Source organism: Corynebacterium sp. LK2510, from assembly GCF_040946405.1.
Lineage (GTDB): Bacteria > Actinomycetota > Actinomycetes > Mycobacteriales > Mycobacteriaceae > Corynebacterium.
This window is the reverse complement of the sequence record NZ_JAYWLR010000003.1, coordinates 31,171-44,070: the sequence shown is the minus strand read 5'-3', so window position 1 is coordinate 44,070 and position 12,900 is coordinate 31,171. Positions and strand designations below refer to the sequence as shown.

The 12,900-nt window shown below is 60.4% G+C and carries 10 protein-coding genes; 6 read left to right on the top strand and 4 right to left on the bottom strand.

Annotation, left to right across the window (positions count from 1 at the left end):
- The first annotated feature begins 41 nt into the window (after positions 1 to 41).
- From VVR41_RS03090 to VVR41_RS03080, 3 genes are all read left to right on the top strand, one after another.
- Positions 42 to 662: a TetR/AcrR family transcriptional regulator gene (locus tag VVR41_RS03090; protein WP_368523550.1), complete on the top strand. Its 621-nt coding sequence runs from the start codon at positions 42 to 44 to the stop codon at positions 660 to 662.
- An 80-nt stretch (positions 663 to 742) separates the two neighbouring features.
- Positions 743 to 1,798 carry a biotin/lipoate A/B protein ligase family protein gene (locus VVR41_RS03085; protein WP_368523624.1) on the top strand — a complete coding sequence of 352 codons (1,056 nt, stop codon included), beginning with the start codon at positions 743 to 745 and terminating at the stop codon, positions 1,796 to 1,798.
- A gap of 120 nt (positions 1,799 to 1,918) precedes the next feature.
- Positions 1,919 to 2,674 carry a type IV toxin-antitoxin system AbiEi family antitoxin domain-containing protein gene (locus tag VVR41_RS03080; protein WP_368523549.1) on the top strand — a complete coding sequence of 252 codons (756 nt, stop codon included), beginning with the start codon at positions 1,919 to 1,921 and terminating at the stop codon, positions 2,672 to 2,674.
- A 121-nt stretch (positions 2,675 to 2,795) separates the two neighbouring features.
- Here the strand turns inward: VVR41_RS03080 and glf are convergent, their stop codons facing one another.
- Positions 2,796 to 3,974: a UDP-galactopyranose mutase gene (gene glf / locus VVR41_RS03075; RefSeq protein WP_368523548.1), complete on the bottom strand. Its 1,179-nt coding sequence runs from the start codon at positions 3,972 to 3,974 to the stop codon at positions 2,796 to 2,798.
- A 186-nt stretch (positions 3,975 to 4,160) separates the two neighbouring features.
- On the opposite strand from glf, the gene VVR41_RS03070 reads away from it, so the two are divergent.
- On the top strand, positions 4,161 to 5,987 hold the full coding sequence (locus tag VVR41_RS03070; RefSeq protein ID WP_368523547.1) for a peptidoglycan recognition protein: 1,827 nt from the start codon (positions 4,161 to 4,163) through the stop codon (positions 5,985 to 5,987).
- Positions 5,988 to 6,008: 21 nt separating this feature from the next.
- Here the strand turns inward: VVR41_RS03070 and glpK are convergent, their stop codons facing one another.
- Both glpK and VVR41_RS03060 read right to left on the bottom strand, forming a co-directional pair.
- Positions 6,009 to 7,481: a glycerol kinase GlpK gene (gene glpK, locus VVR41_RS03065; RefSeq protein ID WP_368523546.1), complete on the bottom strand. Its 1,473-nt coding sequence runs from the start codon at positions 7,479 to 7,481 to the stop codon at positions 6,009 to 6,011.
- A gap of 437 nt (positions 7,482 to 7,918) precedes the next feature.
- Positions 7,919 to 8,806, bottom strand: a complete 888-nt coding sequence (locus VVR41_RS03060; protein ID WP_368523545.1) for a trypsin-like serine protease — start codon at positions 8,804 to 8,806, stop codon at positions 7,919 to 7,921.
- A gap of 145 nt (positions 8,807 to 8,951) precedes the next feature.
- Between VVR41_RS03060 and VVR41_RS03055 the strand changes: the two genes are divergently transcribed.
- On the top strand, positions 8,952 to 10,817 hold the full coding sequence (locus VVR41_RS03055) for a hypothetical protein (RefSeq protein WP_368523544.1): 1,866 nt from the start codon (positions 8,952 to 8,954) through the stop codon (positions 10,815 to 10,817).
- Between the two features lie 129 nt (positions 10,818 to 10,946).
- The gene (locus tag VVR41_RS03050) at positions 10,947 to 11,471 is read left to right on the top strand and encodes a hypothetical protein (protein ID WP_368523543.1); all 525 of its coding nucleotides are present in this window, start codon (positions 10,947 to 10,949) and stop codon (positions 11,469 to 11,471) included.
- 603 nt (positions 11,472 to 12,074) lie between these two features.
- Here VVR41_RS03050 and VVR41_RS03045 read toward each other — a convergent pair.
- Positions 12,075 to 12,899, bottom strand: a complete 825-nt coding sequence (locus VVR41_RS03045) for an HAD family hydrolase (protein WP_368523542.1) — start codon at positions 12,897 to 12,899, stop codon at positions 12,075 to 12,077.
- Position 12,900: the final 1 nt, after the last annotated feature.

Sequence of the window (12,900 nt, the reverse complement as noted above, 5' to 3'; positions counted from 1 at the left end):
TGTGTTGGGAAAAATGACCAAATTTCGGCAAAGTGTTGAGTATGGGACGACGAGAAGTCAATCGCGGCGAACTGCACGAAGCCTTCTGGCGGCTCCTTACGCAGCACCCGGACATACGCATCTCGGTGGCAGCCCTCACCGCTGAGGCTGGGTGCAACCGGGGCACCTTCTACTACCACTTCCAGGATCTGGAGGATTTTTACGACGACGTCCTAACCGAGGTCATTGATGAGACAACGTCGGCCACGATGGTGGGTTTCATCTCCGGCACGCTCACCGTAGAGACTGCCATGACGCGCATCGTCGACCTGGAGCCCGCGGTGACGCAGATTGGCACACTGCTCAATTCCTCGGTCAGCGGTCACTTCAGGCCGCGTATTTCGGAGACCATTGCGCTTAACTGGCACCGCAAGCTCGGGATCAACCCGAGCCAGGCAGGACCGCAGCGAGCGGTGATGGAGTTCACCCTCGGTGGAATCCTGTCCATGTGGGCATGGAGAGCCCGGCAAGATCCCCCGCTTCCCCTGGAAACCCTCGCGCAGCCGGAGTTCGTGGCGGCCGTTGCGGGATTGGTCAGACAGTTGCGACTGGAAGAGCCTGGCGCGACGTCCTCCGAGGACCCTACCCAGGCAGGCGTGACGGGCGTATCGTCGCCACCATGACTGCGAACGACGCCACCAGCACACGCAACCAGCCCGATCACAACGCCGCGAACAGCGAGCCCTCCACCTTCCACTCGGAGATGAAAGTCCCCGGCGGCAAGCTCGTCGTAGCCGATGTGGCAACGACGGAGGGCACGATTTCGTCGCTTAGTATCTCGGGGGATTTCTTCCTCGAGCCGGACGAGGCCTACGACGTCATCAACGCCTCCCTGCTGGGTGCTTCTGCTTCCGAGGACGCCGAGCACCTGCGTGCGCGTCTCGACGCAGCGCTCAAGGACTTCGAGCGCACCGACGGCCGGAGCGTTCAGCTTCACGGCTTCGACACCCGCGTCATCGCGCAGGTCGTGCGCCGTGCGCTGACGCAGGCGGTGGACTTCACCGACCTGGAGTGGGAGATCCTCCAGCCTGGCGTTCTGCCGACGGTGATGAACGTCGCCCTCGACGAGGTCCTGGTGGACCAGGTTGACTCCGGACAGCGCGGGCCGACGCTGCGCTTTTGGGATTGGGAGGACCGCGCAACGGTCATCGGCTCCTACCAGTCCTACGTCAACGAGCTGGAGCCGGAGGGCGTCGAGAAGCACGATGTGCAGGTAGTGAGGCGCATCTCGGGCGGCGGTGCCATGTTTATGGAGGGCGGAAACTGTGTTACTTACTCCCTCTACGTCCCAGAGAAGCTGGTCGCGGGCCTGAGCTACGTCGAGTCCTACGAGTTCCTCGACCGCTGGGTCATCGCCGCACTGAAGGAGCTCGGCGTCAACTCCTGGTACGTGCCCGTCAACGACATCACATCCGACGGCGGCAAGATCGGCGGCGCCGCGCAGAAGCGCCGCGGCTCCACTGTGTTGCACCACGTCACCATGAGCTACGACATCGACGCCGACAAGATGATGGAGGTCCTGCGCATCGGCAAGGCGAAGATCGCGGACAAGGGTCTGCGCAGCGCGAAGAAGCGCGTCGACCCGCTGCGCCGCCAGACCGGAGCCAGCCGTCAGGAGGTTATCGACTCGATGAAGCAGACCTTCATCAACCGCTACGGCGCGACCGAGGCGCAACTTTCCGACGACGACTTCGCCGCCGCCCAGCACCTCATCGACACGAAGTACGGCACCGAGGCCTGGACGCACCGCGTGCCGTAACACCTGCCGGACAACATCCCCTTTCGCAGTTTGCTCAGCAGCGTGGTTCCACCCTCACCGCCGAGATCACTTCGTTTGTATCCTTCAGATCGATACAAACGAAGCAAGGAGGTGATACCGGTGAAGGCCATAAAGGTGTTGAAGCTACTGGAATCATTAGCCTCGGACCAGTGGGGGATCATCACTACCGCCCAGGCTCACCGAGAGGGAATTTCCCGGCTCCAGATCAGTCGGCTGGCTGATAGTGGTGTCCTCACGCGCGCACGCCGAGGGGTCTATCTCCTCCCCTCAGCGCAATACGGCCCCCTCACCGATATTCGCACTGCGTGGGTATCCCTTGGGCCGGACCGGTTCCCGTTCGAGCGTTTAGATTCCACGGACGACGTTTATGTCTCCCACGAGTCTGCGGCGCTCATCCATCAGATCGGGGAGCTGATCCCGAACAAGTTGTTTTTCTCCACCTCGTCGCGAAAGCAAACAGGCCAGAGAGACATTCACATTTACAACTACCGTGACGTTGAACCAGGTGACATAAACAATGCCGACGGTCTACCCGTTACGTCGGTGGAGAGAACAGTTGCAGACCTAGCCTCAACCAAGATCGAGTTCAGTTACCTGGCCACCCTCGTCACAGACGCTTTGCGCAAAGAGGGCGTCCGCCTCAATAGTTTGGCCACTCGCCTCGATGAATCAGCTCCGGCGTACGGGTTTCAATCTGGACGACAACTGCTGCGCGCATGTCAGGACGAGGCCGAATCGGACGATGATAGACAAGAGCGCTACGAACGCGTTGCCAACGACTTCATCTCAAATACCGGCCTAGTCCCTCTTAACAACCGGGCTTGGGGCGAAACATGGCAGTTCCCACAGCACTAGAGGAGGTCATGGGAAACGCCGGCCTGTTTCGCCTAGCTGGAGCACAGATTGCTCTGGCCACATTAGGCAAGCAAATGGCTGACATCCTCCAAGGATTTAGGCGATCCGCTGATCAGTACGCCTAGTGCCCGCGCGACTGCTCCAGCGGCTCGCCGTTTTCGAAGTGCGGGCGCAGGTGGTTGTCGAACAGGGACAGCGCGGCGCCGATCGCCATGTGCATGTCGAGGTACTGGTAGGTGCCTAGGCGTCCGCCGAACAGGACGCCGTTGTCGCGGGATTCGGCGGCAGCGAGGCGTCGATAAGCAAGAAGCTTCTCGCGGTCCTCGGGGGTGTTGATCGGGTAGTAGACCTCGTCGTCGTCCTCGGCGAAGCGGGAGTACTCCTTGACAATGACGGTCTTGTCATCCGGGTAGTCGCCGCGCTCCGGGTGGAAGTGGCGGAACTCGTGGATGCGGGTGTACGGCACGTCTGCGTCGTTGTAGTTCATTACCGGGGTGCCCTGGAAGTCGCCGGTCTCGAGAACTTCCTGCTCGAAGTCGAGGGTGCGCCAGCCGAGGCGGCCCTCGGCGTAGTCGAAGTAGCGGTCGACCGGGCCGGTGTAGACCACGGGGATGCCCGTGAACTCGTCGCGGATGTCGAACCAGTCGGTGTCGAGGCGGACGTCGATAAGCTCGTGCTCCGCCATCTTCTCCAGCCAGGCGGCGTAGCCGTCGACGGGCAGGCCCTCGTAGGTGTCGTTGAAGTAGCGGTTGTTGAAGGTGTAGCGCACCGGCAGGCGGGAAATGATCTCCGGCGGCAGGTCGGTGGGGTCGGTCTGCCACTGCTTGGCGGTGTAGTGCTTGACAAAGGCCTCGTAGAGGGGCTTGCCAATCAGCGCGATGCCGCGCTCCTCCAGGTTCGTCGCCTCGGCCGGGTCGCGGCCCTCGCGCTGCTCCTCGATGAGTGCCTTGGCCTCGTCGGGCGAGTAGTAGCGGCCGAAGAACTGGTTGATTAGGCCCAGACCCATCGGGAACTGGTACGCGGTGCCGTCGTGCATCGCGAAGACGCGGTGCTGGTAGTCGGTGAACTCGGTGAACCGGTTGACGTACTCCCACACGCGCTCGTTGGAGGTGTGGAACAGGTGCGCGCCGTACTTGTGCACCTCAATGCCGGTCTCGGGGTCCTTTTCGGAGTACGCGTTGCCGCCGATGTGGCTGCGCTTTTCCACCACGAGCACCCGTTTGCCCAGCTCGCTCGCGGCCTGCTCGGCGACGGTGAGACCGAAGAACCCGGATCCAACAACGATGAGGTCATAAGTCATGGGGTCATCTTCGCATATTCGCTTGTCGACGCCCCCTCGCGCGACACACCCTAAAGTCTCAATGCTTCCTTTAAGGTTAAAACTCCCCTACACTGCTCATTGATTGACTGTTTTCACACTTGCAACAGGAGCCCTACAGTGCAACAACGACGACGACTCACCAGGTCCCGCTCGCGGGTCACCCCCGTGGCAGCCGCAATTGTCTCGGCAGCACTCGTTGCCGTGACCGCCGTGGGTGGAAACCACATCCTCCAGGTCCAGTCCATCGGGCAGGGCTCGATCGAGGTTTCCTCCGACTCGACCTCCCTGTCCGCCGGTGCAGACGTCGTCGTCCCCGACGCCGCGGTCCAGACCCAGGGTGGCACGGACGAGGTCGACCGCGTGGTCAAGGAGTTCACCCGCGACGAGGCCTTCTCCATCTTCGCCCTGACGTGGTCCGGCGAGCGCGACATCGTCGCTTTCGTTCGTTCCGAGCGCGCCGACGGCTCCTGGTCGGAGTGGTTCCAGATGGAGCCCGCCGACGCAGTGCCCGACGCCGTCAAGTTCGGCACCGACCCGATCTACGTCGAGCCGACCACGCGCATCCAGGTCTCCACCGGCAACGTCGACCTCCTCGAGGACGGCCGCACCGAATCCGAGGCACCCACCACCGCCAACGACATCGACGCAGTCTTCATCGACGGCGGCGAGGGTACCACTCAGGGCGACATTGCCCCGGTCGCCGAGACGTACGCGCAGGGAATGCCGAAGGTCGTCTCCCGCGCCCAGTGGGGAGCGGGCCCGTCGCGCACCCCGACGTACACCAATCCCGTCACCGCCGCCACGGTGCACCACACCGCGGGCTCCAACAACTACACCGCCGCCCAGGCACCCGGCATCGTCCGCGGCATCTGGAACTACCACGCCAACACGCTCGGCTGGGGCGACGTAGGCTACAACGCCATGGTGGACAAGTACGGCAACATCTACGAGGGCCGCGCCGGCGGCCTGGACAAGGCCGTCCAAGGCGCCCACGTCGGCGGCTTCAACCAGAACACCTGGGGCGTGTCCATGCTGGGCAACTACCAGGAAGCAGCGCCGACTCCGCAGGCCATCCAGGCCATGGGTGACATCATCGGTTGGAAGGCCGCCGTGGCCGGATTCGATCCGCTTGGCCAGGCTTACCACTCGGCTGACTTCAGCTTCAACGGCAGCAAGTACGCGGCCGGCCAGGGCGCGATGTTCCCGAACATCAACGCCCACCGCGACTTCCACTACAACACCTGCCCGGGCGACTTCCTATACAACCAGCTGGGTGCGATCCGCACCATCGCCGCCGCAAAGGCCGTCGCTGTCAAGGCCGGCGCAGTGGTGAACCCGAACCCGGTCCAGAGTGCCCCGCAGCCGGCCGAGACGACGCGGCCGCGCGAGGTCAACACCGGAACCGTCACGAACAACGACGGAACCCAGACCGTCGTTACCTCCCCGGTCGCGTCCAGCGAGGCTGGACTGGACCTGACCGGCCTGGCCGAGGGCGATCCGCTGGCAGTCGCCGCGGCCGCTGGAACGATCGCCGGTGTGCTGGTCCTCTTCGCCGCGCAGTACGACCTGCTCCCGGGCGGTGCCCAGACCGTCGGCGGCATCGAGCTGCTGCCCGGCCTGACGCTAGACGCGCTCACGCCCTACATCGGTCCGATCCTGAAGTTCGCCGGCGGTGACGAGGCCGCCGAGAACTGGGAGCGCTTAGAACCCACCCTGGGCCAGCTCACGGGCACCGCGGCCGGCGTCGGCGGCAACAACTACGCCTTCTTCACAGACGGCATCGCCATCCAAAACGCCAACGGCGACATCTTCACCCTCGTGGGCAAGCTTGCCGACGCCTGGCTGCAGCAAGGCCTCGACGGCGGCCCACTCGGCCTTCCGACCTCGGAGCAGTACTCCCCGATCGAGGACCTGGTGCGCGTCGACTTCCAAGGCGGCCACATCAGCTTCGACCCGACGACTCTCACGGTCAACATCGACGTCGATAATTAAGCCAGAAAGCTAACCCGCTAGTTAGCCCAAGTCGTAGGAGCGCGCGACAGCGTCCTCCCACGCGGCGACAAGCCGGTCCCGTTCGGGACCGGCTATTTTGCTGTCCCAGGTGGTGGGCTCGCCGCTGGTCAAGGGGGCGTCGATAAGCTTCGCCCCGATCCCGGCCGCGGACGCCGCGCCCATCACCGTCGTCTCAATGAAGGCGGGTCGCACCACGCGCGCGCCGAGAATGTCGGCCTGCATTTGCATGAGCAGGGCGTTGCTGGTCATCCCGCCGTCGACCCGCAGCTCGGCGATCTCGGTGCGCGCGTCCTGCTCCATTGCGCGCACGACCTCGCGCGTCTGCAGGCAGGTCGCCTCGAGCGCGGCGCGTGCGATGTGGCGCTTGTCCACGAAGCGCGTCAGACCGGTGATCACGCCGCGGGCGTCGGGGCGCCAGCGCGGGGCGAACAAACCGGAAAATGCTGGGACGATCACCACGCCCGCACTGTCCGGGACCTGGACCGCGAGCTCCTCGGACTGCGCCGCGGTGCGCAGGATTCCCATTTGATCGCGCAGCCACTGGATCAGCGATCCCCCCACGGCCACCGATCCCTCCAGCGCGTAGACGGGGCGCTCGCCCTCGCACTGGTAGGCCACCGTGGTCAGCATCCCGTGCTCGCTGGATTGGCGGCGTTGCCCTGTGTTGAGCAGCATGAACAACCCGGTGCCGTACGTCATCTTGGCGTCGCCCTCGCTGAGACACCCCTGCCCGAACAGCGCCGCCTGCTGGTCGCCCAGCACTCCCGTGATCGGGGTGCCCGCGAAAGGACCGCGCTGCCTCCCCCGCGCGAACTCGCCTATCGACGCCCGAATCTCCGGCAGCATCACCCTCGGCACACCAATCTCTGCGCAGAGCTCGTCGTCCCAGTCGAGGGTGTCGAGGTCCATCAGCAGCGTCCGGCTCGCGTTCGTCACGTCTGTGAGGTGGACCGCGTTGCCGGGATCCTTCGCTCCCCCGGTGAGGTTCCACATCAGCCAGGTGTCCATCGTCCCGGCGAGCAGCTCGCCGCGCTCGGCGCGCTCGCGGGCGCCCTCGACATTGTCCAGGATCCACGCCCACTTGGGCCCGGCCGGATAGGAATTGTGCAGCAGCCCAGTCTTGTCCAGGTAGCGCGCCGGATCACCGTCGTGGTTCGTGCGGGTGTCCTGCCAGACAATCGCGTTGTAGATCGGCGTGCCTGTGTCCTTCTCCCACACCACAGCGGTTTCGCGCTGGTTGGTAATGCCGAGGGCGGCGACGTCGCTTTCCGAGATGTCCTTCTCCGCGACGGCCGCGGCGACCGCCCGGCGAGTGTTGCGCCAGATCTCCACCGGGTCGTGCTCGACCCACCCCTGGCGGGGCATGATCTGCTCGTGCTCGAACTGGGCCTGGGACACGACCCGGCCGTCCGTAGTGGTGATGACCACCCGCGTCGATGTCGTCCCTTGATCTATGGCGGCAATGTACGGCATAGCGGCTAGTTTAGGAAATGACTGCGGGACGCCGGCGAAAGGCGTATCGCGTCTACCTGGCACGTGAGTAGGTGATCCGCGTAGCGAACGATTCGGCGGTCGATCACCAGATGCGCTCCTCCCCCCGCAAGTACTTGAGCCCGAACTCCTTCCACGATCAATTGACAATAAAGATCCACCCCTTCGTCACACCATCTGCAGAATCGGGAAATCCCGAAACGTGAGTGGCTTCAAGGAAAGAACTGCAAAGAAGTCATTACTTCATCCATTGAAGGCGGCAAGGACGGGATTCGCTTCGACCCTGGACAGCTGTCACAGACAAGCGGTGGAGCATGGTAGTTCACAAAACCACTATCCCGTCAAACGTACCGCCTAAAATCACTTTCCCCAAAAACGAACCAGTCCTCTTTCACGGTTTCATTATTTAGCTAAAGTTTCTACGAACTGGAGTGACTACTGCCTAATGGCCCTTGAAAAGGGCTACTATTTCCCTGCTCAACATTGCTCAACTCCAGCTCACTCCGTGGAGCGGCGCTGAGACCGGCAGCAGCCTTTTGCCTCTGCGATTTAGTTAACCCAGCGTTCATCCTTATGCTGTTACTGATCCACTCAGCCCTAGATGCGATATTGGTATGCCACATCAACATGCCTTTTCCGTCTAGACAGGAAGGGTTATAACCTCCTCCCGTGTGGATTGCATATATGGTTGACCCGATATAAACGGGAGCTCCCGAATCACCGCCGCACGATCGCGATGCGGTTACAGACTGTGCTTCGAACAGGTCGGTATAGACTGCGGACCCGAAATCGATCTTGTTACGATGATTGATAATCGTCGTCGTGGCCGATGACGCGTACTCGTGAGTTTCTCCGTATCCGGTCATCGTTGCCTGTTGACCTATCTCGAGCGGATCCTGCGCCACGTCAAAAGTATCCGCATCAATTCCCGACCCCGCCTCAATCAGAGCAACATCATCCGTATCTGACAGTGTGTAGATTCCGGCGATCCCAGCCCGCTGCCCATCAAACTGCTCTAAATAACCATCCATCGACGGGCTTTGAGAGACGCAATGGTGCGCAGTAAGCCAAAACCCATCCCCCACATAACTCACGGTGCACTCTCTGCGAACCTGAGGCGCAGCATCTGCACTGGCAGGGGTTACAACGTGCCACAAGGCAGCAATTCGATTGTCCTCCACGGGAGTAGTACTCGTCGCCTGCAGCGACGGCCGATCATCCGCCACAGCGTGAGGCAACCCAGTTACAACGCTCGCAAAAGTCGCGACAGTCAGCAGAGACCCGCCACATTTCTTCCCGACCCTCATGTCCCCGACCCTCTTCCTTGCTGAGAAATAGACACTATTTTCACTTAACTAACCTTTTTGCAGATTGCACTGCGACTACGGCAGGTAACTTGTAGCCTAAGGACAGTCGGAGAACATCACAACACCAGGGATTCAGGGGAATTCAATGAAACCGCAGGTAAAGAAGTGTCTAGCAGCTTTGTCGATCATTGTCCTCATGGCTGCGCATCCCACTGTCGCCACAGCCCAGACCGCCTCATCAGGCTCATCCTTACGTGACGGTGTCTCCCCACCAGAGACGAATGAGACACACTCCATACCGGATACGCTCGAAGGACCTGCAGTCAACATCGAAGGCCCTTTCGCCGAGTGGGGTATCCCCACCCCTCCCGGAGCCGAAGGGTACGAGGTTAACCAGGTCACGCAGGACGAGCTTAATCCCCAAGGGCTTGACGAGTGGCACCCCACTAACGATCCACAAAGCGAGATTGTCCCAGGACAGATGCGCTCGGACAAAGAAGAGGTCCCGGCAGGAACCATCAAAGCTGACGCAGATCAAGCAGAGATCAAAGAAGCAAAGCTCACCAACCCAGATACCCCTACGCTGAATGCCCGCCCGGGATGCGGTGTGTACTGGCCGGCACCTTTCGAAGTGTGCGGTGCAATTAAGAACCTTTATGACTCCCTAGGCGGACCTACCAGTTTCCTCCTTCTTCCGAAGTCTAATGAGCTGACAAACCCGGACGGTGTGGGCAAACGCTCTGAGTTTGTCAACGGTTTCATTTACTGGCATCCGCGTACAAGTGCACACACCGTCAGCATCCCTGTGTCAAGAGTTTGGCATCGGCACGGATGGGAAAACGGGTTCCTTGGCTACCCCACCACCAGCGACATCTCGCTAGGCAACCAGTGGTACGTCCAACACTTTGAAGGTGGCCACGTCTACACCCACAATGCACTACCCGCTACGCAGGCCAGTATCCAGGGAGCTATCTACGACAAGTGGCAGTCCATGGGCGGGCACAACAGTGATCTTGGTTTTCCCATCAGTGATGAGCTGACCACCCCAGACGGAATCGGACGCTACAACGTCTTCGAAGGAGGAATGATCTACTGGACACCACAACACGGAGCACACGCAGTTAGTCAAGGAGTCTTATTCTCCTGGGCTACTCAAGGTTATGAACGGAGTTCTTATGGCTACCCGGTTGACGACTCCTTTATTAATGATGAAGGCGTGCAAGAACAACCTTTCGAAAGCGGGACCATCTATGCGGATGCAACTACCTTCTGGCAACCGTTTTCGTGCGAAACTGCTGCAAATCGCATAGCTATGGCGAATCTTGTTACGGGCGAGTTCGACTTTATGTGTTCCAACAGAGGCATCTCGATTATGTCAGGTGACAGTGTTTATTTCGATCTGCCCACGGTGGCTGATGTCGCAGCGAATTTTACGCGTCTTAGCCTTCAAGCATCTAATCCCCCATCTGCTGCCGAATGCGACGTGTATGAGCCAAGTTCCATAAGCGCTCCACTGAGAAGAAGTGACTATCATATCTCTAAAACAATCAGGTTTTGTGTCGGGGAAATGACAGGTAGTGGCGCAGTGAAATGGTCTAAGGACTTTGACTGGCGGATCGACAATGTCCTTATCCAAAGGCAATCCGCCCAAGTGCGCGCGCAAGTTAACACACTTGATATGCCAAGCTTCACGTTTACCGTCGAGAGCAGGTTGCAGGAAGACAAGAGGTTCCAGCTTGATCCAACCTTGCAGACGATGACAAATAAAATTACTCAAGCGGGTCCCCGATATGCGTCGACTGCTAATTATCTAACCCCTACTTCGCCGGGTACTTTCTTCGTTGAGGTGACTGAGTTGAAACTATCCGTTCCTTCTTGGGGATACGAGGGGCAGTATAGTGGATTGAGATTTGCCTTGGGGCGCTATGATTGCCCCCAGTACACGTACTATTCGGACCTGTGCTCTTTCCCCGAATTAGTAAAGGACCAAACCACAATCGATCGACCTTGATGAACGGCAGGATCCATGTTCCATAGCCCGTTTTGGGATGATTTTTGCACCAGCCAAGAGATCTCATCTTTCCACGAATACACCGACCCTCTCAGAGAGGGAGTCCTGCGTACTCTGCTTACGAGAAACATGAGTTCGACCGTCTCCTACGACTGCGTATACACAGATCCACCAGATCACCCCGCAGAACACATCCACGTCGAGGCGCACCCGGGACAATCGGACTACTCGATCTACCTCAATGGCATATTCATACGCCATCTCGGCCCCACGGTTGAGGACGGCAAAATCGTTCCTGTACGAGCACTTACTCCCGGACCGGGAGATCCCCACTCGCTTCTACTTCCGGGTTCCTTCCCGGAATTCTGGGGAGAAAGCTGGAACGACCAACGATCATACTTCTATCCCCGTTCGTTCACGTTGGCGCAGGATCGTTACCTTCGCATCATCAGTTACAGCGATGACGATTTCGTCCGTATTGGACGATGGCATGAGATGGTCATCGATAAGAGTTTTTCTGTTGTTGTCCTGTACGCGGGCCATTTCGACGAAGGTCACTACCACGTTTGGCGCATGACCCGACTGAAACAGATAGATAACATTAGATACGGCCAGGTGCTGGAGGAAACGTACAAGTGGGGCGCTCTGAGTTGAAGGGACGCACCACGGTCGCAGCCACGGGGGACGAGACATATCATTGAGGTCGCCCACACTTGGCGGTCGCTCGGTTCTTGCAAATGTCGTAACGATGGGATGGATGTTTATTTTGAATCGATCGCGAAAGAAGTTCACGCCCGAGTACTGGTGAGAGGCAGCATCTCTTGTGATCGACCCGAATCGTCCGCTTGGATCGCCTCGGCGAGTGTCGGGGTTAGGCTAAACGGGCCAAGGACTTGGTGGCCCCGGCCCCTCGGCTTGGCCAGCCAGTCGTACTGTTGGAGCCGCAAGGCCGAAGTGCGCAGGCGCGTTAGCCCCAATTTCTCCATCCGGAAATCGCGATCCTACATTTTCACAAACCTGCCGCAGGATCTGTCGCGGTTAATGATGCTACGTCGTCACTCTCTCACTTCGTCATGTGGTGCTGTCCATTTTGTTCAGCCTTGACGGCGCTCGCTCACCTGGGCACCTCAGTTTTCCATAATTCGGATGAAAACTCTGGCATCCTCGACGTAGCCACTCAGTAGTTATGCACAGGCAGACCTCGCTTTCGACAACACCCCACGTCGTTGACGAGAAAACTACCACTTTTGGGGCGCCCTAAAACCAGTGCTCGAGCACCTCGGCCACGCCGTCCTCGTCGTTGGTCAGCGTGACCTGGTCGGCGGTCTGCTGCACGAGCGGGTGGGCGTTGCCCATCGCCACGCCGGTGCCGACCCAGGAGAGCATTTCGCAGTCGTTCGGCATATCGCCGAAGGCAACAACCTCGGCCGGCTCCACCCCGTGGTGGGCGGCGAGGATGGACACGCCCATGGCCTTGTTCACTCCCGGGCTGGACATCTCGATCAGGCCTTCGTCCATGGAGTAGGTGACATGGGCCGAGGTTTCGTCGATAAGCGGCGCGATGAGGTCGAACATCTCGGCGCTGTGCATCTCCGTGCAGCGCACCAGCAGTTTGGCGGCCGGGACGCTAACCAGTTCATCGATCGGCACGATGCCGAAGCGGGAGTCCCAGCCGTCCGGGTTGTAGGCGGGGGTGATGAGGAAGACCTCGTCCTCCGGGTCGAGCGCGGACTCGCCGACGCGCTCCACCCCGTAGCCGAAGGGCAGGCCCAACGGCGCCATGACGGACTCGATCGTCTCGACGAGGCCGGCCATCACGGTCGCTTCCAGCTCGAATGCGCGCACGATGCGGTCTGCAGCGGGGTCGTAGACGACCGCACCGTTAGCGCAAACACAGACGGGCGCGATCGGGAGCTGCTCAAGAACTGGGAGGAGCCAACGGTGGGGACGACCCGTAGCTAGCCCGAAGCCTGTACCAGCGCGAACGGCGCGCACGACCACATCGCGCAGACGAGGTGTCACCCGACCTGCGCTGGTGATGAACGTTCCGTCGATGTCGCTGACAATCAGACGCGGGGCCATG

What these genes read in the sequence shown, in the direction of transcription:
- VVR41_RS03090 (WP_368523550.1), top strand. Translation starts at nt 42, where the DNA reads ATGGGACGACGAGAAGTCAATCGCGGCGAACTGCACGAAGCCTTCTGG.
- VVR41_RS03085 (WP_368523624.1), top strand. Translation starts at nt 743, where the DNA reads ATGAAAGTCCCCGGCGGCAAGCTCGTCGTAGCCGATGTGGCAACGACG.
- glf (WP_368523548.1), bottom strand. Translation starts at nt 3,974, where the DNA reads ATGACTTATGACCTCATCGTTGTTGGATCCGGGTTCTTCGGTCTCACC.
- glpK (WP_368523546.1), bottom strand. Translation starts at nt 7,481, where the DNA reads ATGCCGTACATTGCCGCCATAGATCAAGGGACGACATCGACGCGGGTG.
- VVR41_RS03060 (WP_368523545.1), bottom strand. Translation starts at nt 8,806, where the DNA reads ATGAGGGTCGGGAAGAAATGTGGCGGGTCTCTGCTGACTGTCGCGACT.
- VVR41_RS03055 (WP_368523544.1), top strand. Translation starts at nt 8,952, where the DNA reads ATGAAACCGCAGGTAAAGAAGTGTCTAGCAGCTTTGTCGATCATTGTC.
- VVR41_RS03050 (WP_368523543.1), top strand. Translation starts at nt 10,947, where the DNA reads ATGAGTTCGACCGTCTCCTACGACTGCGTATACACAGATCCACCAGAT.
- VVR41_RS03045 (WP_368523542.1), bottom strand. Translation starts at nt 12,899, where the DNA reads ATGGCCCCGCGTCTGATTGTCAGCGACATCGACGGAACGTTCATCACC.